Origin of the sequence: Actinoplanes sp. GCM10030250 (assembly GCF_042666575.1) — a bacterium.
In the GTDB taxonomy this organism is placed as follows: domain Bacteria; phylum Actinomycetota; class Actinomycetes; order Mycobacteriales; family Micromonosporaceae; genus Actinoplanes.
In genome coordinates this window covers 18,598-43,997 of sequence record NZ_JBHTDO010000035.1, presented here as the reverse complement: position 1 = coordinate 43,997, position 25,400 = coordinate 18,598, and the positions used below count along the sequence as shown (strand labels likewise).

At 69.9% G+C, this 25,400-nt stretch carries 20 protein-coding genes; 14 read left to right on the top strand and 6 right to left on the bottom strand.

Translation table 11 applies throughout. The features are described 5' to 3' along the window. Positions 1 to 2: 2 nt before the first annotated feature. Positions 3 to 1,151, bottom strand: coding sequence for a sensor histidine kinase (locus ACFQV6_RS34210; protein ID WP_378031799.1), 1,149 nt, complete (start codon positions 1,149 to 1,151; stop codon positions 3 to 5). Between the two features lie 156 nt (positions 1,152 to 1,307). Here ACFQV6_RS34210 and ACFQV6_RS34205 point away from each other — a divergent pair, with 156 nt between their 5' ends. From ACFQV6_RS34205 to ACFQV6_RS34195, 3 genes are all read left to right on the top strand, one after another. Beyond that, on the top strand, positions 1,308 to 2,033 hold the full coding sequence (locus ACFQV6_RS34205) for an ABC transporter ATP-binding protein (RefSeq protein WP_378031798.1): 726 nt from the start codon (positions 1,308 to 1,310) through the stop codon (positions 2,031 to 2,033). Continuing rightward, positions 2,027 to 4,282, top strand: a complete 2,256-nt coding sequence (locus tag ACFQV6_RS34200) for an ABC transporter permease (protein WP_378031797.1) — start codon at positions 2,027 to 2,029, stop codon at positions 4,280 to 4,282. The genes ACFQV6_RS34205 and ACFQV6_RS34200 overlap by 7 nt, the downstream gene beginning before the upstream one ends. A 168-nt stretch (positions 4,283 to 4,450) precedes the next feature. After that, the gene (locus ACFQV6_RS34195; protein ID WP_378031796.1) at positions 4,451 to 6,553 is read left to right on the top strand and encodes an APA family fibronectin-binding glycoprotein; all 2,103 of its coding nucleotides are present in this window, start codon (positions 4,451 to 4,453) and stop codon (positions 6,551 to 6,553) included. A 236-nt stretch (positions 6,554 to 6,789) separates the two neighbouring features. Here ACFQV6_RS34195 and ACFQV6_RS34190 read toward each other — a convergent pair whose 3' ends face one another. The 3 genes from ACFQV6_RS34190 to ACFQV6_RS34180 all read right to left on the bottom strand — a co-directional run bounded on the left by ACFQV6_RS34190 (position 6,790) and on the right by ACFQV6_RS34180 (position 9,380). Beyond that, positions 6,790 to 7,356 carry a Uma2 family endonuclease gene (locus tag ACFQV6_RS34190; protein ID WP_378031795.1) on the bottom strand — a complete coding sequence of 189 codons (567 nt, stop codon included), beginning with the start codon at positions 7,354 to 7,356 and terminating at the stop codon, positions 6,790 to 6,792. A gap of 73 nt (positions 7,357 to 7,429) precedes the next feature. Next, positions 7,430 to 7,981, bottom strand: coding sequence for a Uma2 family endonuclease (locus tag ACFQV6_RS34185; protein ID WP_378031794.1), 552 nt, complete (start codon positions 7,979 to 7,981; stop codon positions 7,430 to 7,432). A 67-nt stretch (positions 7,982 to 8,048) separates the two neighbouring features. Continuing rightward, entirely contained in the window at positions 8,049 to 9,380 is a 1,332-nt protein-coding gene (locus ACFQV6_RS34180; protein ID WP_378031793.1) for an aminotransferase class I/II-fold pyridoxal phosphate-dependent enzyme, read from the bottom strand. A gap of 59 nt (positions 9,381 to 9,439) precedes the next feature. On the opposite strand from ACFQV6_RS34180, the gene ACFQV6_RS34175 reads away from it, so the two are divergent. The 8 genes from ACFQV6_RS34175 to ACFQV6_RS34140 all read left to right on the top strand — a co-directional run bounded on the left by ACFQV6_RS34175 (position 9,440) and on the right by ACFQV6_RS34140 (position 19,413). Beyond that, complete coding sequence (locus ACFQV6_RS34175) at positions 9,440 to 10,930, top strand: CoA-acylating methylmalonate-semialdehyde dehydrogenase (RefSeq protein WP_378031792.1); 1,491 nt, start codon at positions 9,440 to 9,442, stop codon at positions 10,928 to 10,930. A gap of 5 nt (positions 10,931 to 10,935) precedes the next feature. Beyond that, complete coding sequence (locus tag ACFQV6_RS34170; RefSeq protein ID WP_378031791.1) at positions 10,936 to 12,273, top strand: aspartate aminotransferase family protein; 1,338 nt, start codon at positions 10,936 to 10,938, stop codon at positions 12,271 to 12,273. Between the two features lie 137 nt (positions 12,274 to 12,410). Continuing rightward, the gene (locus ACFQV6_RS34165) at positions 12,411 to 13,835 is read left to right on the top strand and encodes an aminobutyraldehyde dehydrogenase (protein WP_378031790.1); all 1,425 of its coding nucleotides are present in this window, start codon (positions 12,411 to 12,413) and stop codon (positions 13,833 to 13,835) included. Positions 13,836 to 13,877: 42 nt separating this feature from the next. Continuing rightward, complete coding sequence (locus ACFQV6_RS34160) at positions 13,878 to 15,035, top strand: ABC transporter ATP-binding protein (protein WP_378031789.1); 1,158 nt, start codon at positions 13,878 to 13,880, stop codon at positions 15,033 to 15,035. Positions 15,036 to 15,079: 44 nt separating this feature from the next. Beyond that, positions 15,080 to 16,288 carry a spermidine/putrescine ABC transporter substrate-binding protein gene (locus ACFQV6_RS34155; RefSeq protein WP_378031788.1) on the top strand — a complete coding sequence of 403 codons (1,209 nt, stop codon included), beginning with the start codon at positions 15,080 to 15,082 and terminating at the stop codon, positions 16,286 to 16,288. Between the two features lie 4 nt (positions 16,289 to 16,292). Beyond that, a complete protein-coding gene (locus tag ACFQV6_RS34150; protein ID WP_378031787.1) occupies positions 16,293 to 17,156 on the top strand; it encodes an ABC transporter permease in 864 nt (287 codons plus the stop codon). Further along, the gene (locus tag ACFQV6_RS34145) at positions 17,153 to 17,986 is read left to right on the top strand and encodes an ABC transporter permease (RefSeq protein WP_378031786.1); all 834 of its coding nucleotides are present in this window, start codon (positions 17,153 to 17,155) and stop codon (positions 17,984 to 17,986) included. Before ACFQV6_RS34150 ends, ACFQV6_RS34145 begins: the two co-directional genes overlap by 4 nt. A 23-nt stretch (positions 17,987 to 18,009) precedes the next feature. Then, positions 18,010 to 19,413 (top strand): NAD(P)/FAD-dependent oxidoreductase, encoded by a 1,404-nt coding sequence (locus ACFQV6_RS34140; RefSeq protein ID WP_378031785.1) that lies wholly within the window; start codon positions 18,010 to 18,012, stop codon positions 19,411 to 19,413. Here the strand turns inward: ACFQV6_RS34140 and ACFQV6_RS34135 are convergent. Beyond that, positions 19,366 to 20,739, bottom strand: coding sequence for a phospholipase D-like domain-containing protein (locus tag ACFQV6_RS34135; protein ID WP_378031784.1), 1,374 nt, complete (start codon positions 20,737 to 20,739; stop codon positions 19,366 to 19,368). The genes ACFQV6_RS34140 and ACFQV6_RS34135 overlap by 48 nt on opposite strands. A gap of 249 nt (positions 20,740 to 20,988) precedes the next feature. On the opposite strand from ACFQV6_RS34135, the gene ACFQV6_RS34130 reads away from it, so the two are divergent. Together ACFQV6_RS34130 and ACFQV6_RS34125 are read left to right on the top strand one after the other, a co-directional pair. Next, positions 20,989 to 22,347 carry an aspartate aminotransferase family protein gene (locus ACFQV6_RS34130; protein WP_378031862.1) on the top strand — a complete coding sequence of 453 codons (1,359 nt, stop codon included), beginning with the start codon at positions 20,989 to 20,991 and terminating at the stop codon, positions 22,345 to 22,347. Positions 22,348 to 22,460: 113 nt separating this feature from the next. After that, a complete protein-coding gene (locus tag ACFQV6_RS34125; protein WP_378031783.1) occupies positions 22,461 to 22,604 on the top strand; it encodes a hypothetical protein in 144 nt (47 codons plus the stop codon). 167 nt (positions 22,605 to 22,771) lie between these two features. On the opposite strand, the gene ACFQV6_RS34120 is transcribed toward ACFQV6_RS34125, so the two are convergent. Next, positions 22,772 to 24,856, bottom strand: coding sequence for a glycoside hydrolase family 3 protein (locus ACFQV6_RS34120; protein ID WP_378031782.1), 2,085 nt, complete (start codon positions 24,854 to 24,856; stop codon positions 22,772 to 22,774). Between the two features lie 116 nt (positions 24,857 to 24,972). Here ACFQV6_RS34120 and ACFQV6_RS34115 point away from each other — a divergent pair, with 116 nt between their 5' ends. Next, positions 24,973 to 25,395 carry a response regulator gene (locus ACFQV6_RS34115; RefSeq protein WP_378031781.1) on the top strand — a complete coding sequence of 141 codons (423 nt, stop codon included), beginning with the start codon at positions 24,973 to 24,975 and terminating at the stop codon, positions 25,393 to 25,395. Positions 25,396 to 25,400 lie beyond the last annotated feature (5 nt).

The following is a 25,400-nucleotide window of genomic DNA, read 5'->3' as shown; positions in this document are numbered from 1 at the left end:
GGTCATGACGGAGCACCGTAGGGCAGGGTGGCGACGACCGCGAAGCCGCCGCCGGCGCGGGGACCGGCGCTGAAGGTGCCGTCGTAGGCCGCGACGCGCTCCCGCATCCCGGCCAGCCCCGTACCGTCGGCGGCCGGTGCGGGCCGCCGGGTGCCGTCGTCGGTGACCTCGATCCGCAGGCTGCTTCCGACGCACTCGACCTCGACCCGGCACGCGGTGGGCGCGGCGTGCCGCACCACGTTCGTCAGGGACTCCTGCACGATCCGGTACGCGGCGAGGGTCAATCCGTCGGGCAGCGAGTCGTCCGCCCGTACGTCCAGAAGCACTGACACCCCCGCAGACTGCGCCTGGTCGGCGAGCTTGCCCAGATCGCTCAATGTGGGTGGTACGTGATATTCCGGCTCGGTCCGCAGCGCGCCCACCGCCCGCCGCAGCTCGGTCAGCGCACTGCGCCCGGCCTGTTCGATCACCGCGAGTGCCGCGACGGCCTCCTCCGGGCGCTGCCGGGCGACGTGCCCCGCGACGGACGCCTGCACGGTGATCAGGCTCAGGCTGTGGCCGACCGCGTCGTGCATCTCGCGGGCGATCCGCAGCCGTTCCTCCGCCACCGCCCGTGCGGTGCTCTGCGCCGCGGTCATCTCGGCGTGCCGTCGTCGCTCGCGCAGGGTCCAGCCGACCGCCCAGCTCGCGCCGAGGATCAGAGCGGCGAACGCCAAACCGGCTGGTCCCGGACTTTCTGCCGTGTTGCCGCCGACTGTCGTCCCGGCGAGCAGAGGTGCCGAGGCGAGCACGGCGACCGTCGCACCCTCTCGGCCGGGGACCAGCCGGCCAACGGTATAGAGGGCGACGCCGGCGACGGCCACCGGAGCGGGGGATGCGTAATCGGGAATGAGACCGGTGGCCAGGAGGACGCCTGCCACCAGCCCGACGACGACTGCTGTCGTGCGCGGCCACGACCGGCGGGCGAGCAGCGGTGCGCCCATCGCCACTCCGGCGAGCAGGGTCAGCCAGGCCGGTTCGGCAAGGGCCGCGGGCGGTGTATCGGCGGCGGCATAGAGGCACAGCATGCCGGCCGAGCCGGCGAGGACGACATCGACGGCCCGCTGCGGCACGGGGCCGAGACCATGAAGGAGAAGCGAGGGTACGGGCACCCGGCGAGCGTATCGACGTGGGCGCCGCCGGTCGTCCACCCAGGGTCTTCATACCTGGGTATGAAGAAAGGTCCCGCAGTGCATCCCAGGGGTGGACCGGGAATGCATCCCGTGGCTTGACGACATCGGCCCGCGATCCGGGGATCGTCTTGGGGCATGACAGTCGAGCTGCACGAGGTGAGCAAACGCTATGCCGGGGGTGCCGGTGAGGTGACCGCGCTGGACGGGTTGTCCGTGCGGTTCGCCGAGGCCACCTTCACCGCGGTGATGGGGCCGTCCGGCTCCGGCAAGTCAACCTTGCTGCACTGCGCCGCGGGCCTCGAGCCGCCCACCGGGGGATCGGTGACGATCGCGGGAATCCGCCTCGGTGACCTGGGGGAGACCGCGCTGACGCGGCTGCGCCGTGACCGGGTCGGGTTCGTCTTCCAGGACTTCAACCTCGTCTCCTCGCTGACCGCCGCGCAGAACGTGTCGCTCCCTCTGCGCCTCGCCGGGCGCCGGACTGATCAGTCCGAAGTGCTGGCCGCGCTGGCCGAAGTGGACCTCGCGGACCGCGCCGGGCACCGTCCCCGGGAGCTCTCCGGCGGGCAGCAGCAACGGGTGGCGATCGCCCGGGCACTGTTCAGCCGGCCGGACGTGCTCTTCGCCGACGAGCCGACCGGTGCGCTGGACAACCGCACGTCGCGCCAGGTCCTGACGCTGCTGCGCGGTCTGGTTGACCGCCACGGCCGTACCGTCGTGATGGTCACCCACGACCCGGTGGCCGCCGCCGTGGCCGACCGGATCGTGCTGCTTGTCGACGGCCGCGTCACCGACGAGCTGACCGGGGTGGACGCGGCCGGCGTCGCGGACCGGATGACCGCGCTGGAGCGGGCATGCTGAGCCGCGACCGCATCGGCACCTTCGTGGCGGTCCTGCTCGGCACCACCCTCGTCACCACGTTCCTGGTGCTGCTCACCTCGGCGCAGCCGCGCGTGCCGGACCGGCTCTCCGGGTTCACCGCCGTGGTGCGGAGCCCCGATGCGGGCAACCGGCCCGACGAGTTCGCCGAGCCCGTGCCCTGGCCGGCTGAGACCGTGGAGTCCCTGGTCGAGCGCCTGCGAACCGTTCCGGGAGCCGGCTCGGTGGTCGTCGACCGCAGCTTCTACGCCCAGCCGGTCGTCGACGGCCGTCCGGTCGAGGGCAGCACCAGCGGCCACTCCTGGCACCCCGGAACGGAACTCGCCACCGGCAACACTCCTGGCCCCGGCGAGATGGTCGTGGACCGGGAGCTCGGCATACCGGTCGGTGCGTCCGTCACGCTGCTCACCGGCAGCGGTCCCGTGACGTGGCGGGTCAGCGGCCACACCGTGTGGCCTGGCGTCTACCTGCCCGAGGAGGCCGCGGCTCGGCTCGCTCCCGGCGTCCGCATGATCGGTGTTTCCGGAAAGCCCGACCCGGAGGCGCTGCGGACGGCGGCGGGGACGAGCGGAACGGTCCTGACCGGCGACGCGCGAGGCCTCGCCGAGCCCCGCGACGACGCGCGCGTGCGCTGGATCGGCATGCAGGTTCTCAGCGCCACCGCCGCCCTCGCGGTCTTCGCCTGTCTGTTTCTGATCGCTTCCACCTCCGCCTACGCGGTCGACCAGAGCCGTCGTGAGATCGGTCTGCTGAGGGCGGTCGGCGCCACCGGCCGCCAGGTGCGGTCGATGCTCTACCGCTCGGCGTTGCTGCTCGGCGCCCGCGCCGCCGTGGCCGGGGTGGCTGTTGGCGCTCTCGCCGCGTTCCCGCTGGCCAAGCTGCTGGTGGCGAGTGGCTTTGAGCCACCCGGCTACCGCGTCCACTGGCAGCTGTGGGTGCTGGCGGTGGCCTTCGCCGCGGGCCCGCTGGTGGCGTTGGCGGGAGCGATCACCGCGGCTCGCCGGGTCACCCGGATCGGCCCGATGGAGGCTCTGCGCACCGCTGAGCTGGAACCACGGGCGATGAGCCGGGCACGCTGGGCCGTGGGAGCGGTCGCGGTCGGCGGTGCGGTTGCGGCAGGCGTCGCTGCTGCTTCGGGCGATGACGTACGGGATTACGGCACCTATGCCCTGCTGGGCGCCATGGCTCTGATCGTGGCGGCGGCACTGCTAGCTCCGGCAGTGGTGCCTGCCCTGATCCGGGTGCTGCTGGGCCGGTTGACCGGGATCACCTCCACGCTGGCCCGGGAGAGCGCCCGCACCGCCGTGCGCCGGACCGCCTCCACCGCCGCGCCGGTCCTGTTCACCGTTGCGTTCGCCGTTTTCGTGACCGGAACCGTTCGCACCTCGACCGCAGCCTTCGACGCCGGGCGGACCGAGGCTGTTCCCGCCGGGCAGGTCCTCGTCCCGGACCGGACCCCGGGCCTGCACGACGGTGTCGCCGGCCGGGCATCGCTGGACACCACGGTCTACGTCGCCGGTTCGGCGTCGGTCGCGAGTGGCGCCGACGGCGTGGCGCCCGGGACAGCTCAGGTCTCACCGTCGGCCGCCGAGCGCTTCGGCTCCGCGGTGACCGTCACCTACGCCGACGGAGCGAGTGAGCGTCTCCGCGTCGTCGGGGCAGCCCCGGACGGCCCGTTCACCTCAGACCTGGTTCTGGCCCGCGAAACCGTGCGGCGGCACGATCCGTCCGCATTGGCACCCGCGGTGTACCCCGCACCGGAGGGCGCCGCGGGCGTGGGCGCCCGGAAAGCCGACCCGGCGGACATGGCACGGCGGCTGGACGCCGAGGACGACAGGCTGGTCGCCACGTTCACCCTCATCCTGCTCGCCGTCTCGGCCGGGGCCGGTGCCCTCGCGGTGACCAACACCCTGCTCATGACCGCTCGGCGCCGCCGGCCCGACCTGCGGGTGCTTCGCCTATCCGGCGCTACCGGAGGACAGGTGATCAGGGCGGTCGCCCTGGAGTCGGGCCTGGCGGTGGTCATCGGCTCCCTGCTGGGCGGGACGGCGGGACTGATCGCGGTGGCCGGTTCCGCCCGCTCGCTGGGCGCCCAGATCGGCACCGACGTTCCCGTCCTGGTCTCCTGGCCGGTCATCGCCGCCACTGTGCTGGCCTGCCTCGTCCTCGCTGTGGGTGCCGCGATCCTGCCGGCGGCGCGGCTCATCCGATCACCCGCCGCAGCCCGATGAAGTCCCCAATCCAGCTCCTGGGCGGTCTGTTCAGCCGGTGGTGGAGCGACGAGCCTCACACCGGGCGGCGCGCCTGGTATCGGTGGTGGCCCATATCCGATGGTCCGTGGGGTGGAACGAAGACCCGGGCCGGAGTGACGCGGGCGGCAGGCGGGTATAACGGTGCGCATGCCCGACGCGCCCCCACTGCTCGCCGCACGGTACCGGCTCGGCGATTCGCTGGGCCGGGGTGGGATGGGCGAGGTGCGGCTGGCGCGCGACGAGACCCTGCAGCGGGACGTCGCGATCAAGGCGATCGACCTGCCGCCGGGTGCCGAGGACGAGGCCGCGGCACGGCGGACGCTGCGGGAGGCGCGGGCGGCGGCGCGGCTCAACCATCCCGGCGTGGTGCAGGTCTACGACGTACTGCAGTTGGACGGGCGTACCTGGATCGTCATGGAGTACGTGCCCTCCCAGTCGTTGCGCCAGGCGATCGCCGAGAACGGCCCGCTCGACCAGTACCGGGTGGCCCGGATCGGGCTGGACCTGGTCTCCGCGTTGCGGGCCGCGCACCGGGCCGGTGTCGAGCACCGGGACGTGAAGCCGGCGAACGTGCTGCTCGCCGACGACGGGCGGGTGCTGCTCACCGACTTCGGTATCGCGGCGGTGGACGACGACGGGGTGATCAGCCGGTCGGACGTGGTGGTCGGCTCACCGAAGTTCATGGCGCCGGAGCGGGCCCAGGCCGGTGCCAGCGGGCCGGAGGCGGACCTCTGGTCGCTCGGCGCGACGCTCTACGCCGCGGTCGAGGGGCGTGCACCCTTCGAGCGCCCGTCGACGATGGCGACGCTGGCAGCGCTCACCACCGAGGAGGTGCCGCCGCCGCGGCAGGCGGGTCCCCTGCGGCCGGTCCTCGAAGGGCTGCTGCGCAAGGACCCGGCGCGGCGGATCAGCGCCGAGGACGCGGAGGCTCAGCTCCGGCAGGTCATCGCGGAGCTGGACGACGACGCTCCGGCCCCCGCCCGGATTCCCCGCCAGAGGACGTCGGCCGGTGGGTCGGACAGAGCACCGGACAAGCGGTCCTGGAGCTTCGGCCGTGGCCTGTTCGGGTCGGGCAAGGGGGATACCCCGGCATCGACCGGGGACTCGGAGCCGGCTGCAAAACCGGCGCAGGCTGCGGCCGAGGCGTCGGAAGCGAGTCCGGCGTCTGCGGGCGCGCCGGCCCCGGCGTCTGCGGAGGCTGCGGCCCCGGCGTCTGCCGACGTAGCAGTTCCGGAGTCTGCGGGGGAAGCAACACCTGGGTCATCGAAGGCCGGGACCTCAGATCCTTCGGATGTGGTTGCCCCGGCGGCTGGACAGGCATCGCCGTCGGTATCCGGGAGGGCAGCGGCGCGCGACGGCTCCGGGACGGCGGTGGCGTGGGATGGGCCCGGGACAGCGGTAGCGCGCGCTGGCTCCGGGTCGGCGGTGGCGTGGGATGGCTCCGGGACGGCGGTGGATCCGGATGGTGGCGGCGAGGCCGATGTGGCCGACTGGCCGGGCGACGCCGGGGCTGGGCAGTTCGAGCGGGCCCAATCCCGGCGGCGGCTGCTCGTTGCGGCGGTAGCTCTGGTTCTGGTGCTCATCGTCGGTGCGGTCTGGGCGGTCACCAGTTCGGGGGAGGACAAGGAGAGCCCGGAGGCCGCGTCTTCCCAGCCTGCCGCTACCGGATCAGCGGGGGCGACGACGACTGCTCCGGCCGCGCAGGCCACCGAGAACACGCCGGCGCCGAGCAGCGCACCGGCCGGCGGGCCTGTCGGCGGGTCGCCCGCCAGCGCGTCGCCGAGCCCGTCGGTCGTGGCCGGCGAGCGGCCGCCTCTGCCGGCCGGGTGGAGGGAGCACAAGGATTCGAGTGGGTTCTCGGTGTACGTGCCCGAGGGCTGGACGCGCTCGAAGGAGAAGACGATGGTCTACTTCCGCGGGGATGGGCGGGTTCTCGGTATCGACCAGACCGACAAGCCGAAGTCGAATCCGGTGGCCGATTGGCGCAGCCAGTCCCAGTACCGGGTGTCGCGGGGGGACTTCCCGGCCTACAACGAGATCAAGATCGAGTCGGTGAAGTACTTCCGGAAGGCCGCCGACTGGGAGTTCACCTTCACCCGCGGCGGTACCCGTCAGCACGTCAACAACCGCGGTGTCGTGGTCGCCGACGACAAGGCCTACGGCTTCTACTGGCAGACCCGCGACTCCGAGTGGAACGCGGCCCGCCCCGACCTCCAACTGATCTTCGACAGCTTCCGCCCCGCAAGCTGAGCGAGCCCGCAGGCGGGGTGGGCCCGCAGGCGGGGTGGGCCCGCAGGCGGGGTGGGTCCGCAAGCTGAGCGAGCCCACAGGCTGAGTGGGCCCGCAAGCTGAGCTAGCCCGCAGGCTGGGTGGGGCTGGGTGGGCCCGCAGGGTGAGCGAGCCTGCAAGGGGGTGGGCGCGCAAGGTGAGCGAGGCAGGGCTCTACCGCAGAGGTCGACGAGCTCGTGGTCAACTGCGCGGGTGGACTAGAAGTCGAGCAGCCTGTCGGTGTCGATCGAGATCGGGTAAGGCTCGTCCGAGGTCAGCGTCTCGCCCTGCGTGGCGGCAGCGTGCTCGATGTACTTGTCGCCGTCGAGCCGGAACAGCCGGACGTTGACCGACTCGTATGCCTTCATGTCGGGCTCGACCAGCAGGTACCACGGGATCTTGGCAGCGGCGTAGAAGTCCTTCTTCATGATGCGGTCGACGGCCGCGTTGCTCGGTGAGGTGATCTCACAGACGAGCGTGACGTCTGACGCCTCGGCGGTGGTGAATACCCGGGGGAAGGTTCCGATGATCAGATCGGGAATCACGATGCGATGTGGTGCGAGCCGGACGTCCGTCGTTGCCAGGAGTTCTTTGCCGATGGCCCGGGGCTCCGGATTGATCATTTCGGTCAGGTGCCGGGAGATGCGCTGGTGGGGTCCGTTGGCGTTCGGGGTCGCCCAGAGGCTCCCATCGACGAGTTCGATCCGATTGTTGGTCACGCCGAGCGCGAAGAACTCCTCCTCGGTCCAGGGCCCGGTGTGGTCCAGCAGCGGGTCGATGCTCATCAGCAGAGTGTCGCATGCGCTCACGCCAATCACCGTCTCTCGCCTAGTGGGCGTGCGTCAACGGGTGAATTGCTCAGAGGTGGAGGAGTTCTTCGGTGTTGATCAGGGCGGGCACCGGATCGTCCAGAGCCAGGGTCTCGCCGGGGCCGGCTGTCGCGTGCTGCCGGTAGCCGCCGGGCTCCAGGTGGAAGAGGGTGAGTGTCAGCGACTCGTAGCCGGGCATGTCGGGTTCGGCCAGTAGGTACCACTGGATCGCCGCGTCGGCGTAGAGGACTTTTTTCAGGACGCGGTCGGTGGTGATGGTTCCCGGGCCGGTTATCTCGCAGGCCAGGCGGATGTCGGCGGCCTCGTTGATGTTGACGATGCGCGGGCCGCCGGTGACGACGAGATCGGGCATGACGATGGTGCCCGCTGTCAGGCGGGCGTTCATTCCCGCTCGCACCCACAGGTTGAGCGAGCGTGCCATGGAGTCCAGCGCGATCCACAGCCGTGACCTGATGTCCTGGTGCGGCCCGTCGTGGGCGGGGCTCACGAGCAGGCTTCCGTCGATCAGTTCCAGGTTGTCGGTTGCTCTGTCGAGGTTCAGGTACTCGTTCTCGGTCCAGGGTTCCAGATGTGGCAGCACCCCCGAACCGTCCCATGCCTAGCTGTCATGCGTCAACGGTGATCAATGGAAGCTACCGGGCCGGTGATCAGCGGGGAATCGGCGGAGCCGCCGCCTGGGCGGCCTCTGCCAGCCGGTCCGCGACCTCGGCGTGGTCCTCGGCGACCAGCCCCACCGTCACCCGCAGGTGTGGTGCCGTGCCGGCGCCTACCGCGAACGCCGTACCGGCCGCCGCCCCGATGCCGGCGCTCGCCAGGCTCAGCAGGGCCGCCTGTTCGTCCGCCACCGGCAGCCAGATGTTCAGGCCCTCGCCCGGGGGCAGCACGATCCCCGCGCCGGCGAGGCCGGAAGTGATCAGGCGGCGGCGGCGGGCGTACTCGTCGCGGGCGGCCTCCACCGCGGCGATCGAGGCGGGGTCGGTCAGCAGGGAGAGGAGCAGGTGCTGGAGCAGGCGGCTGGTCCAGCCCTGGCCGAGCAGTCGCCGCTCCAGGATCGGGTCGAGGACGGTTGCCGGGCCGCTGACGGCTGCCAGCCGCAGGTCGGGGCCGTGCGACTTGGAGAAGCTGCGGACGTGGACGGTCTGCCGGGGCAGGTGGGAGCCCAGTGAGCAGTGGGGGCCCGACGCCAGGTCTCCGGCGGAGTCGTCCTCCACGACGTACACCTGGGGGTGCTGCGAGAGGACCGCGGCGAGTGCGGTGGCCCGCGAGGGTGACCACGACGCGCCGGTCGGGTTGAGGGCGCGGGGTTGCAGGAAGACGGCGGCGGGCCGCCGTGCGAGGGCCGCGGTGAGCCGGTCGGGGAGCATGCCCTCGGCGTCGGTGTCGACACCGATGACGGGTACGCCGAGCACCTCCAGCAGGTCGAGCAGGGGTGGAAAGCACGGGTTCTCCACGACCGCGAGGTCACCGAGGCGCAGGAGCGCCGACGCCACCTGGTCGATGGCGTCCATCGCCCCGTCGAAGACGGCGAGCCGTTCCGCCGGGTAGGGCCAGCGTTCCCGCAGCAGCGCCCCGAGCGCGGGCAGCACCGGCTCGTCGAGGTAGCTGCTCGGGGCGGGGGAGAGGCCGTGCAGTGCCGGGATCGGCGGGAGCAGCCGCGGGTCGGGGACGCCGGTGGAGAGGTCGAGGCCGAAGCCGGGGGTGCGGCGCAGTGCCGCGCGGTAGCGGCCGGGGCCGCCGGTGCCGGGGGTGGCGACGACCGTGCCCCGCCTGCCGTCCGTCCGGATGGTGCCGGCGCGGCGCAGGAGCTGCCACGCTGCGTTGACCGTGCTGGGGGAGAGGCGCAACTCGGTGGCGACCCGGCGGACGGGTGGCAGTTTCGCGCCGCGCTCCAGGAAGCCGTCGCCGACCGCGCGGCTCACCGCCTCGGCCAGTCCCCTGGCGCTGGGGTCGGTGAGTCGCTCGCGTACCGGGTCCAGCATTTTTGTGACAGTACAAGCGAAGCATTGTTCGGTCTAGAGTCGTCACATAATCTCGGGCCATGGACTACATTGCGCACTGGATCGGTGGCGCTGAGCGCGCCGGCGGGTCCGGCCGGGTCGGCCCGGTGTTCAACCCCGCGACCGGCGAGCAGATCGCCGAGGTCGCCCTGGCGTCAGCCGGCGAGGTGGCGGCTGCCGTCGCGGTGGCGCAGGAGGCGGCCAAGGAGTGGCGTACGGCGTCGCTGTCCAAGCGCTCCGCCGTGCTCTTCAAGTTCCGGGAGCTGCTCGCCGAGCGCTCCGGTGAGCTGGCCGCGATCGTCACCACCGAGCACGGCAAGGTGCTCGCCGACGCGGGCGGCGAGATCGCCCGCGGCCTGGAGAACGTCGAGTTCGCCACCGGCATCCCGCACCTGATGAAGGGCTCGTTCTCCGAGCAGGCCGCCACCGGCGTGGACGTGTACTCGATCCGTCAGCCGCTCGGTGTGGTCGCCGGCATCACCCCGTTCAACTTCCCGGCGATGGTGCCGCTGTGGATGTGCGCCACGGCCATCGCGGCGGGCAACGCGTTCGTGCTCAAGCCCAGCGAGAAGGACCCGTCCGCGGCGCTCTTCCTGGCCAGGCTGTGGAAGGAGGCCGGCCTGCCCGACGGCGTCTTCAACGTGGTCCACGGTGACAAGGAGGCGGTCGACGCCATCCTGGTGCACCCGGGCATCGCGGCGGTCAGCTTCGTCGGCTCGACGCCGATCGCCAAGTACATCTACGAGACCGGCACCGCGCACGGCAAGCGCGTGCAGGCGCTGGGCGGCGCGAAGAACCACATGATCGTGCTCCCGGACGCCGAACTCGACGCGGCCGCCGACGCGGCGATCAGCGCGGGCTACGGCGCGGCCGGCGAGCGCTGCATGGCGATCTCCGTGGTCGTTGCCGTCGGTGACATCGCCGACCCGCTGGTGGAGGCGATCGCCGCCCGCCTGCCCAAGGTGAGGATCGGCGACGGCAGCGACCCGTCCTCCGAGATGGGCCCGTTGATCAGCGCTCAACATCGCGACAAAGTCGCAGATTACGTGACAAAAGGTGAAGCAGCCGGCGCCACCGTGGTCGCGGACGGGCGAGAAAGGGAAAACCTGCCCGAAAGGGGCTACTTCCTCGGCGCCACCCTGCTCGACAACGTGACACCGGAGATGACTGTCTACACCGACGAGATCTTCGGCCCCGTCCTCTCGGTGGTCCGGGTGGAGACCTACCGGGAAGCTGTCGACCTGGTCAACAACAACGAGTACGGCAACGGCACCGCGATCTTCACCCGGGACGGCGGGGCCGCGCGCCAGTTCCAGTTCGACGTCGACGCCGGCATGGTCGGCGTGAACGTGCCGATCCCGGTGCCGGTCGCCTACTACTCGTTCGGCGGCTGGAAGGCGTCGCTGTTCGGCGACTCCCACATGTACGGCCCGGACGGCATCCACTTCTACACCCGCGGCAAGGTCGTCACCTCCCGCTGGCCGGACCCCGGCACGTCCAGCGTCGACCTCGGCTTCCCCCAGACGCGATGACCGGAATGTCCGATAAGCAAACCAGGGCGGACGACCGCGCCCACGTCTTCCACTCCTGGTCCGCCCAGGGCCTCATCGATCCCCTGCCGATCGAGAGAGCACAGGGCAGCCACTTCTGGGACTACCAGGGCACGAAATACCTGGACTTCTCGTCACAGCTGGTCAACATGAACATCGGCCACCAGCATCCGCGCATGGTCCAGGCCATCCAGGAGCAGGCCGCGAAGCTCTGCACCATCCAGCCGGCCTTCGCCAACGACAAGCGCGGCGAGGCGGCCCGGATGATCGCCGAGGTGGCGCCCGGCCCGCTGAACAGGGTCTTCTTCACCAACGGTGGCGCCGAGGCCAACGAGAACGCGATCCGGATGGCGCGGCTGCACACCGGGCGGCACAAGGTGCTCTCCACCTACCGCAGCTATCACGGCTCGACCGCCACCGCGATCACGGCGACCGGTGACCCGCGGCGCTGGCCGAACGAGCCGGTGGCCATCGGGGTGGTGCACTTCTGGGGCCCGTACCCGTACCGCTCGCCGTTCCACTCGGCCTCTCCCGAGCAGGAGACCGAACGCGCCCTTCAGCATCTGCGGGACACCATCGTCTTCGAGGGCCCGGCCACCATCGCCGCGATCCTGATGGAGACCGTGGTGGGCACCAACGGCGTCCTGGTCCCGCCGCCCGGCTACCTGGCCGGCGTCCGGGAGATCTGCGACCAGTTCGGCATCGTGTTCATCGCCGACGAGGTGATGGCGGGCTTCGGCCGCTGCGGCGAGTGGTTCGCCGTGGACAGGTGGGGCGTCACCCCAGACCTGATCACTTTCGCCAAGGGCGTCAACTCCGGCTATCTGCCGCTCGGCGGTGTCGTCATCTCCGACGAGATCGCCGAGACGTTCCGGGAGCGGCCGTTCCCGGGTGGGCTGACCTATTCCGGTCACCCGCTCGCCTGCGCCTCCGCCGTGGCCTCGATGCGGATCTTCAAGGAGGAGGGGATCGTCGAGCACGCCCGGATGCTCGGCGACGACGTGATCGGCCCGGTCCTGGCCGAGCTGGCGGACCGGCACCCCAGCGTGGGTGAGGTGCGCGGCCTGGGCGTGTTCTGGGCCGTCGAGCTGGTCACCGACCGTGTCTCGAAGGCGCCGCTGGTGCCGTTCAACGCCGCGGGCGCGGCGGCCGCACCGATGAACGAGGTGGCCGCGGCCTGCAAGGCGCGGGGCCTCTGGCCGTTCACCCACTTCAACCGGATCCACGTGGTGCCGCCCTGCACGATCACGGTGGACGAGCTGCGTGAGGGCCTGGCGATCCTGGACGAGGCACTCACCGTCGCGGATGGCTACTACACCGGCTGAACCCCGGATTGCGTCGTCTGAACGGTGCCCGACGTTCTGATTCCGTTTCGTGCTTGGAAATTACTTCGGATTCCCTTGCCCGCACTATCCCTCCTGTGACAACCTCCCCCCAGCCCCCGACCGGAAGGCCACTCCACGTGAGCGTGCTGCGCAATTTCGTCAACGGTTCGTTCACCGACACCGTCGACGGGATCACCTCGCCGGTCGTCGACCCCAGCACCGGCGAGACCTATGCGCAGGCACCGGTCTCGTCGGCGCGGGATGTCGAGGCGGCGGTGGCGGCCGCCGCCGGCGGGTTCGAGGTGTGGCGGGACAGCACGCCGGCTGAGCGGCAGCGTGCGCTGCTGCGGATCGCCGACGCGGTCGAGGCGCGCGGCGAGGAGCTGATCGCGGCCGAGTGCCGCAACACCGGCAAACCGGTCGAGGCGACCCGGCAGGAGGAACTCGGCCCGCTCCTTGACGAGCTGCGTTTCTTCGCCGGGGCGGCGCGCGTGCTCGAGGGCAAGGCCGCCGGTGAATATCTGAAGGACCACACCTCTTTCGTACGGCGTGAGCCCATCGGCGTCTGCGCACAGATCACGCCGTGGAACTATCCGATGGTGATGGGCGTCTGGAAGTTCGCGCCCGCCGTCGCCGCCGGGAACGCCGTCGTTCTGAAGCCGTCGGACACCACACCGGTGAGCACCCTGCTGCTCGCCGAGATCGCCGCCGAGTTCCTGCCGCCGGGCGTACTCAACGTCGTCTGCGGCGACCGGGACACCGGCCGGGCCCTGGTCTCGCACCCGGTGCCGCAGCTCGTGTCGATCACCGGCTCCACCCGGGCCGGGATGGAGGTGGCCTCGGCCGCCGCCCCCGACCTCAAGCGGGTGCACCTGGAGCTGGGCGGCAAGGCCCCGGTCGTGGTCTTCGACGACGTCGACGTCGAGGCCACCGCCGCCGCGATCGCCGGCGCCGGATTCTTCAACGCCGGCCAGGACTGCACCGCCGCCACCCGGGTGCTGGTGCAGGACGGTATCGCCGCCGACTTCGTCGCGGCGCTCGCCGCGGCGGCCAAGGGCACCCGGGTCGGCGCGCCCTCCGACGCCAGCGCCTACTTCGGGCCGGTCAACAACGCCGGCCAGCTGGAGCGGGTCACCGGCTTCCTGGACCGCACGCCGGAGCACGCCGAGGTGGTGGCCGGTGGCAGCCGGATCGGCGACCGCGGTTACTTCTTCGAGCCGACAGTGGTCACCGGCCTGCGCCAGCGCGACGAGATGATCCAGGACGAGATCTTCGGCCCGGTCATCACGGTGCAGACCTTCGCCGGCGAGGACGAGGCGATCCGCCACGCCAACGACGTCCGGTTCGGCCTGAGCGCCAGCGTCTGGACGCAGAACCACGGCCGGGCGATGCGCGTCTCCCGGCGGCTCGGCTTCGGCGCGGTCTGGATCAACACCCACCTGCCGTTCGTGTCCGAGATGCCGCATGGCGGTTACGGCCACTCCGGCTACGGCAAAGACCTTTCGATGTACGGCTTCGAGGAGTACACCCGGATCAAGCACGTGATGAGCTTCAACGGCTGATCCGGGCCACGCCACCTGTTGAATACCGCCCAGAGGTGATAGATGACCACTTCTCCCCCGCATCACGCCACGAGCGTGCAGCCCGGTGCCGGGCAGCGCGCCGCGCACCCGGCGATCGAGTTCGCCGGTGTGCGCAAGGACTACCTGTCGCACGGTGAGTCGGTGCCCGCCGTGAAGAGTCTGGATCTGGCGATCGGTCAGGGGGAGTTCTTCTCGCTGCTCGGCCCCTCCGGTTGTGGCAAGACCACGACCATGCGGATGATCGCCGGGTTCGAGGAGCCGACCGAGGGCCGGGTGTTCCTCGACGGCAAGGACGTCACCGATGTCACCCCGAACAAGCGTGACGTCAACATGGTCTTCCAGTCGTACGCGCTCTTCCCGCACCTCAACGTCCTCCAGAACGTCGCTTTCGGGCTGGAGCGCAAGCGGGTGGCGAAGAACGAGATCAAGCAGCGGGTCGGCCAGATGCTGGAGATCGTCTCGCTGACCGGCATGGAGAAGCGGCAGCCCCGGGAGATGTCGGGCGGCCAGCAGCAGCGGGTCGCCCTGGCCCGCGCCCTGGTCAACCACCCGCGGGCCCTGCTGCTCGACGAGCCGCTCGGCGCACTGGACCTCAAGCTGCGCCAGCAGATGCAGGTCGAGCTGAAGCGGATCCAGCGTGAGGTCGGCATCACCTTCGTCTACGTCACCCACGACCAGGGTGAGGCGCTGACCATGTCGGACCGGATCGCCGTGATGAACGCCGGCATGATCGAGCAGCTCGGCTCGCCGCGGGAGATCTACGAGAAGCCGGCGACCCGGTTCGTGGCCGGTTTCATCGGCACCTCCAACCTGGTCGACGGGCAGGTCACCCGGGTCGACGGCGGCGTGGCGGTCCTCGAGCCGGCTCCGCAGGAGCGGGTCCTGGTGCCGGTCGGTGGTCACGTCGAGACCGGCCGCAACCTCGAGGTGCTGGTCCGCCCGGAGAAGATCGACCTGCACCGCACGATCCCGCGCGACGCCGGCACCAGCGTGCTCTCCGGCGTGGTCACCGAGGTCGTCTACCACGGGACATCGACCAACTACACAGTGGCGACCTCCGCCGGATCAGACTTCGTGGTGTTCGATCAGAACGCCAACGACGCCGAGGACGTCGCCTCGCGAGGCGAGCGCGTCTACCTCACCTGGGCCCCGCAGCACTCGTACCCGATCGGAGTCTGAAGTTGTTCCCCACCGATAAGCCGGACCCCTCCCTCCTCCGCGGCATGACGCAGCGGCGGCTCGGCCGCCGTGACGCGATGCGCCTCGGCGGGTTGTCGGCGATGGGCGCGTTCCTCGCCGCGTGTGGCGTGGAGGGCAAGGGCAAGCCGCAGGCAAGTGTCGCTCCCGACGCCGTCGCCAAGTTCTGGGGCGGCAAGACCAAGAACGGCAAGCTCGACTTCGCGAACTGGCCGCTCTACATGGACCCGAAGAAGCCGGAACTCGCGGCCTTCACCAAGAAGACCGGGATCACCGTCAAGTACGACGAGGTCATCCAGGAGATGGGGCCGTGGTTCGCCAAGGTCCAGCCGCAGCTGTCCGCCGGGCAGTCGATCGGCTACGACCTCATGGTGATCACCAACTCGATCCAGTTCGGGCAGTTCCGCGACTCCGGCTTCCTCGCCCCGCTGGACCACTCGAAGCTGCCCAACTACGCCGCCAACGCCGCCAAGTCCTACGCCCAGTCGTCCTACGACATGGGCAACGTCTTCAGCATCCCGTGGGCGTCCGGCATCACCGGCATCGCCTACGACGAGTCGAAGACCGGGCGGCCGATCACCAAGCTCGCCGACCTGTGGGACCCGGCGTTCAAGGGCAAGGTCGGCATGTTCCGCGACGTCCAGGAGCTGGGCAACTTCGGCCTGCTCGCGGCCGGCCTGACCCCGGCGAAGTCGGGGGAGGCGGACTGGAAGAAGGCGGCCGCCAAGCTCCAGGAGCAGAAGGACGCCGGCATCGTCCGCAGCTACTACGACCAGAGCTACGTCGACGCGCTCGGCAAGGGCGAGGTCTGGATCACCCAGGCGTGGTCCGGTGACATCTTCCAGAAGAACGTCTCCGACGGCACGAACTTCAAGTTCGTGATCCCGGAGGAGGGCGGCACCATCTGGACCGACAACATGTCGATCCCGGTCACCGCCGCCAACCCGGTCGACGCGATCACGCTGATGGACTTCTTCTACGAGGTGGAGAACGCCGCCACCCTCGCCGAGTACATCAACTACGTCTGCCCGGTGCCGGCCGCGCAGGAGGTGATGCGGGCACACGCCGCCAAGCTCAGCGGCGACGACAAGGCGGCCCTGACCCTGGTGGCCGAGAGCCCGCTGGTGTTCCCGGGCCAGTCCGACTACGCCAAGCTGCACTACTACGTGGACTTCAACACCGCGGAGGAGCAGCAGGACTTCACCAAGGTCTTCGAACCGATCGTGCTGGGCTGATGCGATGAACCGGGTGAAACGTGCACTCGCCCCCTACCTGCTCGTCCTTCCGGGCGGGTTGTGGCTCCTGCTGTTCTTCGTGGTTCCGATGGCGACCATGCTGTCGCTGTCGCTCCAGGAGGGCGACATCGTCAACGGGTACGTCTTCACGGGTCACTGGCAGACCTATGTGGAGGCGATCTCGGGTTACCAGACCCAGTTGATCCGCTCGCTGGTGTACGGCGCCATCACCTCACTGATCCTGATCGTGCTGGCGTTCCCGGTCGCGTACTGGATCGCCTTCTACGGTGGCAAGAAGAAGACGATCTACCTGTTCCTGATCCTCCTGCCGTTCTTCGTGTCGTTCGTCCTGCGCACCATCTCGTGGCGGATGCTCCTCACCGACGACGGCGTCCTGCTCCACCCGCTGAAGGAGGCCGGCCTGCTCTCGGCCGGCTTCCACATCCTCGGCACACCGGTCGCGGTGATCGGTGGCCTGGTGTACAACTTCCTGCCCTTCATGGTGCTGCCGATCTACGTGGCCCTGGAGCGCATCGATCCGCGGGTGGTCGAGGCCGCCCGCGACCTGTACGCCACACCCGCCACCGCCTTCCGGCGGGTGATCTTCCCGCTCGCCCTGCCCGGCGTCTTCGCGGGCGTGCTGATGACGTTCGTCCCGGCCAGTTCCGACTACGTGAACTCGGAGCTGCTCGGCGGCACCGGGACCACCATGATCGGCCAGGTGGTGCAGAGCAAGTTCCTGACCAGCTCCGACTACCCGTCCGCCTCGGCACTGGCGTTCACCCTGATGGCGGTGCTGCTGGTCGGCGTCTTCGCGTACGCCCGGGCCCTCGGCACCGAGGACGTGATGAAGGTGGCAGCCCGATGACCGACACGCTGACCCGGCCGGCGAAGGTGGCGAAGCCCCGCCGGACCATCGGCGGCGCCCGGGTGATGCACTTCTACACCTGGCTGCTGATCGCCTGGCTGGTCGTGCCGATCGCGGTGATGATCCTGTTCGGGTTCAACGACCCGCAGGGCCGCTACAACCAGACCTGGCAGGGCTTCACCCTCCAGCACTACCGGGAGCTGTTCGCGGTTCCCGACCTGACCGACGCCCTGATCGCCTCCCTCGTCGTCGCGGTGGTCAGCTCGCTGATCTCCGGCGCGCTCGGCACCGGCATCGGGTACGCGCTCGGCCGTTACCGCTTCCGCGGCGCCGGCGCCACCAACCTGGTCATGTTCGCCGCCATCTCCTCGCCGGAGCTGGCGATGGGCGCCTCGCTGCTCACGCTCTTCGTCTCGATGGGTGTGGGCCCCGGCTGGATGACCCTGACCATCGCCCACGTCATGTTCTCCATCGCGTTCGTCGCCACCGTGGTCCGGGCCCGGGTGATCACCCTGGACCGGTCCATCGAGGAGGCCGCCGCCGACCTCGGCGCCACCGCGTGGACCACCTTCTGGAAGGTCACCTTCCCGATCCTGCTCCCGGCGATCTTCTCCGGCGTGATGCTGGCGTTCGCGCTCTCCATCGACGACTTCGTGATCACCAACTTCACCGCCGGCAACGTGCAGACGTTCCCGCTGTGGATCTGGGGCTCCACCCGGGTCGGCCTTCCGCCGCAGGTCAACGTCATGGGCACGCTGATCTTCGCGGTGGGTGTGCTGATCGCGGTGATCGCCAACCTCCGGTCCAGGCCGCGTAAAACACAGGACTGACCAAGAAACAGGACTGATAACGCATGGGCGATCCTTCGGCAGCCCACTCGATCGAGCAGGCCGTTGGGGAGCCGTACTGGCTGAGCCAGGACGGCGCCCCGCTGCCCGCACCACCTCTGACCAGCACCGAGACGGCCGATCTGGCAGTGATCGGCGCCGGTTACAGCGGCCTCTGGACCGCTCTGATCGCCAAGGAACGCGATCAGGGCCGCGACGTGGTCGTGCTGGAGGCGGCCACCGCCGGCTGGGCCGCCTCGGGACGTAACGGCGGATTCTGCTCGGCGAGCCTCACGCACGGTTTCGACAACGGCCTGAGCCGGTTCCCGGACGAGATCGACGTGCTGGAGAAGCTCGGCCGGGCCAACCTCGACGCGATCGAGGACACCGTCGGGCGCCACGGCATCGACTGCGATTTCCGGCGGACGGGGGAGCTCACCGTCGCCACCGAGGAGTGGCAGTGGCGTGAGCTGCTGGCGTACCGGAAAGAGGCTCTTGATCGTGGTCTTGAGGTTCGGCTTCTGGACCGGGAGGCGGTTCGCGCCGAGATCAACTCGCCGACCTATCTGGGCGGGGTGTGGGAGCCCGGCGGCACCGCGACCCTCGACCCGGCCCGGCTGGTCTGGGGCCTGCGCCGCGCGTGCCTGGAGCTCGGCGTGCGCTTCTACGAGAACACCCGGGTCGAGAAGATCACCAAGAGCGCGACCGGACTGATTCTGCACACCGCCGGCGGGCGGGTCGAGGCCGCCAAGGTCGCTCTCGCGACGGGCGCGCACGGCACCCTGCTGCGCCGGCTCAATCACTGGGTGGTGCCGGTCTACGACTACGTTCTGATGACCGAGCCGCTCACCGCGGAACAGCTGAGCGCGATCGGCTGGCGCAACCGGCAGGGGGTCGGCGACGCCGGCAACCAGTTCCACTACTACCGGCTGACCGAGGACGATCGGATCCTCTGGGGCGGCTACGACGCCGTCTACTACAACGGCGGGCGGATCACGCCGTCGCACGATCTGCGCGACGAGACGTTCCAGACCCTGGCCGACCACTTCTTCACGACGTTTCCCCAGCTGCGCGGCGTGCGTTTCACCCACAAATGGGGTGGCGTCATCGACACCTGCAGCAGGTTCAGCGCCTTTTTCGGTACGGGCTACCGCGGTCGCCTCGCGTATGCGATCGGATACACCGGCCTGGGCGTCGGCGCCACCCGCTTCGGTGCCGAGGTGATGCTGGACCTGCTCGGCGGCGAACCGACCGCCCTGACCCGGCTGAAAATGGTCAGGGCGAAGCCGGTGCCGTTCCCGCCGGAGCCGGTGCGATCGGCGGTCATCCAGCTCACCCGCTGGTCGATCGCCCGCGCCGACGCCCGCGGCGGGAAACGCAACCTATGGCTGAAGCTGCTCGATGCCCTCGGCCTGGGCTTCGACTCCTGACGCCGCCGCCGGGGGTTCGGCCGGCAGCGGGTACTTGATCTCGCCGTTCGGCTTCGGCCGGCAGGTGTCCCGGATCGACCAGAAGTTGCGCATGTAGTCGTCGTGGGTGGCGCGGCCCATCACCCGGATCAGCGCCTCGTCGGCCAGCCGGAGCGCGGACCAGGCGAAGTTGTGGCTGCCGGTGTAGGTGCGCGGAATGATGTCGTCGTCGTAGCCGCCGTCGATCAGCATGTACTTGTGATGCACCCGGACGTCGATGCCGGGGGCGTGGTTCCAGTTGCAGCGGGTCGCCTGGACCTTCTGCTTCTCCAGCTCCTTGAGAACGTTCCAGCTGTAGTCGGTGGCCACCACGTCGACCCAGCAGCCCGCCTTCTTCAACTCGGCGAGCTTGGTGGCGATCGGCGTCCGGTTGAACGCCAGCTGCATGACCCGTACGTCGGTCTGCCGGGTCACGCCCGCCTCGTCCTTGTACGAGCACTTGACGCTGTTGAGCGTGTTGTAGATCGTGTCGGTCGCCGAGCCGGTGTACGCCTCGCCGGAGCCCTCACGGCGCGGGAAGAAGAACGCCCGGTAATCGGTGCCGCTACCCGAGTCGGTGTAGTAGTTGCTGTTCCCGGCCGCCGTCTTCCGCAGGCTGACCAGGTCCTTGTGGTATTTCAGGTAGGCGTTGTAGAGCGTCGTGTCGGCAACCGTCAGGGCGTTGTTGTAGCCCTCGTTCGCGTCCCACAGCGTCATGTTCGCCGACGCCTGGTAGACGACGTTGTTCACGGCCGAGCCGTCGTTGAGCGTCAGCTTCGAGATCGCCATGAACTTGTTGTGGTTGTACGACGTCGACTTCGACCCGTCCGCCCAGGTGTAGGTGCGGGTGCCGATGCAGCCCCGGGTGACCTTGTACACGTCGTCGCAGGAGACCACGAACGACGCCTTGGTGTCGTCGGTGCCGAGTGCCTGCCGCAGCCTGGCGGTCGCCGTGAAGCCGTTCGACGCCTGGTCGAGGACGATCTTCACCGACACGTTCCGCTCGTACGCCCGGAGCAGGCGCGCGGTGATGTCGGGGTCCTCGGCGGTGTCGGCCGTGACCGGCGGCTCGAAGTGGAACATCGACAGGCGCAGCTCGGCGTTCGCCGGCACCCGGTCGATCAGCCGGGCGACCTGCTGGTAGACGGTGTTCTGCTGAGCCTTGGTGCCGGCCGGGTTGTTGAACACCGCCTTGCCGATGACCGGATCCGGCTCCGCGGCGAGCGCGGGGCCCGGGGCGGTGAGGGTGCCGGTGATCGTCGCGAGGGCGAGAATCGCCGCTGCGAGCCCAGCCTTACGTGAACGCAAAATGTCTCCTTCAGTTACGGGAGTCCATATCGTAGGTCGTCAAGATCGTCGATGGGGGGCACTGCCTGTCCGCTATGCCGGTCTGGCCGGAGTTGTCGGAGCGGATCACGTTACGCGGGGCGCCGACGGGGAAATGGCGTGGAAATAGTTGCTCATAGACTTGTGTGCAACGGAATCCGTAGGCAGGATCAACGGCAACTATAGGAACACGTGGGAGAGATAGCCGTGAACGAACACCAGCCCGCTGATGTGGACGCGCTCTCGGCGACCGCCCGTGATCACTTGTGGATGCACTTCACCCGGCTCTCGGCCTACCAGGACGCGCCCGTTCCCGTGATCACCCGGGGCGACGGCTGCTACGTCTGGGACTCCGCCGGGCGGCGCTACCTCGACGGGCTCTCGGCCCTGTTCGTCGTGCAGACCGGGCACGGGCGCCAGGAGCTCGCCGACGCCGCCGCCAAGCAGGCCGCCGAGCTGGCCTACTTCCCGATCTGGTCGTACGCGCACCCGAAAGCCATCGAGCTGGCCGGCCGCCTCGCCGAGATGGCACCCGGCGACCTGAGCCGCGTCTTCTTCACCACCGGCGGCTCCGAGGCCGTCGAGTCCGCGTGGAAGCTGGCCCGTTCGTTCTACAAGCGCACCGGCAAGCCGCTGAAGACCAAGGTGCTGTCGCGGGCGATCGCCTACCACGGCACCTCGATGGGCGCGCTGTCGATCACCGGCATCCCGGCGCTCAAACAGGACTTCGAGCCGCTCGTGCCGTCGACGGTCCGGGTGCCGAACACGAACTACTACCGCCGCCCCGACGAGAACATGACGCCCGAGCAGTTCGGCGTCTGGGCCGCCGACCGGATCGCCGAGGCCATCGAGTTCGAGGGCCCCGACACCGTCGCCGCCGTCTACCTCGAACCGGTGCAGAACGCCGGCGGCTGCTTCCCGCCGCCGCCCGGATACTTCCAGCGGGTCCGCGAGATCTGCGACCGGTACGACGTGCTGCTCGTCTCCGACGAGGTGATCTGCGCGTTCGGCCGCCTCGGTGAGTACTTCGGCGCCGACAAGTACGGCTACCAGCCCGACATCATCACCGTCGCGAAAGGACTGACCTCCGGGTACGTCCCGCTCGGCGCGATGATCGCCTCGGAGCGCCTGGCCGAGCCGTTCCTCACCGGCACCAACTGGTTCGCCCACGGCATCACCTACGGCGGCCACCCGGTCGGCGCCGCGGTTGCCCTGGCGAACATCGACATCATGGAGCGGGAGAACCTCAACCAGCACGTCCGCGACAACAGCCCGCTGTTCCGCTCGTACCTGGAACGGCTCCTCGATCTGCCGATCGTCGGCGACGTGCGGGGCGACGGCTACTTCTTCGGCATCGAGCTGGTCAAGGACAAGGCCACCAAGGCGACCTTCGACGAGGACGAGTCGGAGCGTCTGCTGCGGGGGTTCCTCTCCAGCGCCCTGTTCGAGGCGGGGCTCTACTGCCGCGCCGACGACCGTGGCGACCCGGTGATCCAGCTCGCGCCGCCGCTGACCGCTACGGAGACCCAGTTCGCCGAGATCGAGCAGATTCTGCGCTCGGTCCTCACCGAGGCCACCAACCGCCTCTGACCCCCATCGCGTCGAGCAGCCGCCCCTCCCGCCGGGGGTGGCGTGGCGCCGGTTCGTGCACGTGACGAAGGGGCCGCTCCCGCAGCGGCCCCTTCGCGCGTAGCGTCCCCGGGGTGAGCAAACCACTGCGCTGCCGTCTGGGCCTGCACAAGTGGACGAAGCGCTTCACCGACGACGGCGGGCGCTTCAAGGAGTGCACCCGCTGCCAAGCCGTCGAAACCCACACCCAATCCCCGCCCGGCGGCGGTTTCGCCTGACTCCCTCGGCTCTCCCGCCCTGGCAGGGCCCACCAGCGCACACGTTGACGTCCTGTGCGAGCTGGTTGCGCCCATGGCGTGAGCAGAGGCGCACGCAATTCCAACGTGTGCAGTTACCACCGTGCGCTGCGCTGCGCCGTCCCGTGAGCGGGGCAGAGTGCCCCGGATCAGCCGGTCACCTGGTGTAACAGCTCGGCCGCCCGCTCGTCGTCACCGGACTCGTGGGCCAGCGACGCCTCCGCGATCACCTTCTGCCATCCCGCGGGCGCCGTCCCCGCGACAACACGCCCCTGAGCCGCATCGAACAGACCCGAGCTGGACGGAGACGATCCGGACGTTCGCAGCCCCCACCCGTACGGAAAAAGCGGTTGGTATTGACCGTCGCCCACATTGATCGGCACCTGGGTGATCGATCGCGGCCAGCTCAGCGGCAACCGCCCCGTGAACGGCTCCCGCCCGAACAGCACGTCGGCCACCCCGGCCCCCTCGCTGCCGGGCAGCCACGACGCGACCAGCGCGTCGATCCGGCCCAGCTGGGAAGTGATCACTTGCGGCCGCCCGGACACGAGCAGCACCACGCACCTCGCCGCCGCCGCGCACACTTTGTCGATCACGGCACGGTCCCCCGGTTGCGGGATCAGCGACTTGGGCTCCTTCTGCGAGGCCGGGCACCACGGGCACACGATCCCGCCCACATCGCCGTAACCCTCCGCATACGGCGTCTCGCCGACCACGACCACCCCGATGTCGTCCGGCGAGACCGGCGCCGACGCGTCAGCACTGAACGTGACCGTCGCACCGGGCGCGATCGAGCGGATCCCGGCCAGGATCGTGGTACCGGGGATGATGTCGCCGGAGCGGCCCTGCCAGTTGATGGTCCAGCCGCCGGCCTGGTTGCCGATGTCGTCAGCGTGGCGACCGGCGACGTAGAGCCGGGCACCGGGCCGCAGCGGCAGCACGCCGTTGTTCTTCAGCAGGACCTGGGAGCGGGCGACCGCCTCGCGCGCCAGTGCCCGGTGCCCGGGCGGGCCGAGCTCACCGGCAGTCACGTACGGTTGCTCGAACAGCCCCATCCGGAACTTCACCCGCAGGATCCGCCGCACCGCGTCGTCGATCCGCGCCGTGCTCACCTCGCCGGTCTCGACGAGCGACCGGAGCACCGACTGGAACCGCGGCGCCGTCTTCGGCTCCATGAACATGTCGACGCCCGCGTTCACCCCGAGCCGCACCTGCGCCGGAGTCGGCTCCGCGGAATCGCCGGGTGACGGTATCTGGTGGATCGCCTCCAGATCGCTGATCACGAACCCCTCGAAGCCGAGGTCGCCCTTCAGCCTCCCGGTGATCATCTCCGCGCTGGCGTGCACCTTCACCGGGTCACCGGTGCCGTCCTCGGTCCAGTCGATGCTCGAGTAGGACGGCATGACGCTCGCCAAGCCGTGCTCGGTGATCGCTGCGGCATAGGGCGCCAGGTCGATCCGGTCGAGGTCCGCGCGGCTGGTGACGGTGACACCCTGGTCGATCGCGTACCCGCTGTCCCCGGTGCCGTACTCGGTGTCCCCGTCACCGCCGAAGTGCTTCCCGGTGGCGAGCACTCCCGCGGCGCTCAGCCCGTCGATCGCGGTGCCCATGCTGCTGACCAGGGCCGGGTCCTCACCGAAGCTCTCGAAGGTGCGGCCCCACCGGTCGTCGCGGGTCACGCAGAGGCACGGCGCGAAGTTCCAGGTGATCCCGGTGGCACGCATCTGTTCGCCGGTGGCCCGGTAGACCCGCTCGACGAGGCCCGGGTCGCGGCTCGCACCGAGGCCGATGTTGTGCGGGAAGACTGTCGCGCCGTACGCGTTGCCGTGCCCGTGCACCGCGTCGGCGCCGTAGATCAGCGGGATGCCGAGCGGGGTGGCGAGGGCGGCCCGCTGGAGCGAGTTCACCAGGGCGGCCCAGGACTCGGCGGTGTTCGGCTTCGGCACCGACCCGCCGCCGGAGAGCACCGACCCGAGCCGCCATCGCGTCACCAGCCCGGGGTCGGTGGCGACCGCCGACCTCTCCGCCTGGGTCATCTGACCGATCTTGTCGGCCAGGCTCATCCGGTTGAGCAGATCGTCGACGCGGCGCTCGACCGGCTGCCGCGCGTCCCGGTAGATCACCGAGGCCTCCGGCTCGTCCGGCTCGGTTGGCAGCAGCGCGGCCACGACCGCGAGCACGGTAAGAGTGGCCAGGACTGCCAGCGCGGCCGCCCGTACCGTGATGTGCCGCATGCCGAACCCTTCCCGCAGCGCAAGGCCACCACAGCGCGAGACCCCTGTGGCGGAAACGAACCCTGGGGGACCCTCCAGGGGGCATTCTGAGAACTAGCCTTTCGACGGAGCTGACAATGGCCGTTTTGCTGATCGCCGAGGACGATGATGACATCGCCCGGGTGCTGGTGAGGGTGTTCACGCGGGCCGGGATGAGGGTGCTGCGAGCGCCTGACGGGCGGGCGGCCTTCGACCTGGCCCTCGCCGAGCATCCGGACGCCGTGCTGACCGACCTCGGCATGCCGCTGATGGACGGGTGGGAGCTGGTCGAGGCGATCCGTGATCATCCGGACGTCCGGGACACCCCGATCGCCGTCCTGAGCGGCCACCTGCGCCCGGGAGATCCCCGCGCCGAGACGGCGAGGGTGTGCGCGATCATGCTCAAGCCCTGCCCCAACGACCGCCTGCTGGCGACGATGACCGGCCTGATCGCGGCCGGCCCGCACGATCACGGCGCCGACCAGCCCCGCTGCAACGCCGATTTGCCGGTTTCTGTATGAAAAGA

Excerpts from the sequence above, each read along its gene's own strand:
- ACFQV6_RS34205 (WP_378031798.1), top strand. The coding sequence starts at position 1,308 with ATGACAGTCGAGCTGCACGAGGTGAGCAAACGCTATGCCGGGGGTGCC.
- ACFQV6_RS34200 (WP_378031797.1), top strand. The coding sequence starts at position 2,027 with ATGCTGAGCCGCGACCGCATCGGCACCTTCGTGGCGGTCCTGCTCGGC.
- ACFQV6_RS34195 (WP_378031796.1), top strand. The coding sequence starts at position 4,451 with ATGCCCGACGCGCCCCCACTGCTCGCCGCACGGTACCGGCTCGGCGAT.
- ACFQV6_RS34190 (WP_378031795.1), bottom strand. The coding sequence starts at position 7,356 with ATGAGCATCGACCCGCTGCTGGACCACACCGGGCCCTGGACCGAGGAG.
- ACFQV6_RS34180 (WP_378031793.1), bottom strand. The coding sequence starts at position 9,380 with ATGCTGGACCCGGTACGCGAGCGACTCACCGACCCCAGCGCCAGGGGA.
- ACFQV6_RS34175 (WP_378031792.1), top strand. The coding sequence starts at position 9,440 with ATGGACTACATTGCGCACTGGATCGGTGGCGCTGAGCGCGCCGGCGGG.
- ACFQV6_RS34170 (WP_378031791.1), top strand. The coding sequence starts at position 10,936 with ATGTCCGATAAGCAAACCAGGGCGGACGACCGCGCCCACGTCTTCCAC.
- ACFQV6_RS34160 (WP_378031789.1), top strand. The coding sequence starts at position 13,878 with ATGACCACTTCTCCCCCGCATCACGCCACGAGCGTGCAGCCCGGTGCC.
- ACFQV6_RS34155 (WP_378031788.1), top strand. The coding sequence starts at position 15,080 with ATGACGCAGCGGCGGCTCGGCCGCCGTGACGCGATGCGCCTCGGCGGG.
- ACFQV6_RS34150 (WP_378031787.1), top strand. The coding sequence starts at position 16,293 with ATGAACCGGGTGAAACGTGCACTCGCCCCCTACCTGCTCGTCCTTCCG.
- ACFQV6_RS34145 (WP_378031786.1), top strand. The coding sequence starts at position 17,153 with ATGACCGACACGCTGACCCGGCCGGCGAAGGTGGCGAAGCCCCGCCGG.
- ACFQV6_RS34140 (WP_378031785.1), top strand. The coding sequence starts at position 18,010 with ATGGGCGATCCTTCGGCAGCCCACTCGATCGAGCAGGCCGTTGGGGAG.
- ACFQV6_RS34120 (WP_378031782.1), bottom strand. The coding sequence starts at position 24,856 with ATGCGGCACATCACGGTACGGGCGGCCGCGCTGGCAGTCCTGGCCACT.
- ACFQV6_RS34115 (WP_378031781.1), top strand. The coding sequence starts at position 24,973 with ATGGCCGTTTTGCTGATCGCCGAGGACGATGATGACATCGCCCGGGTG.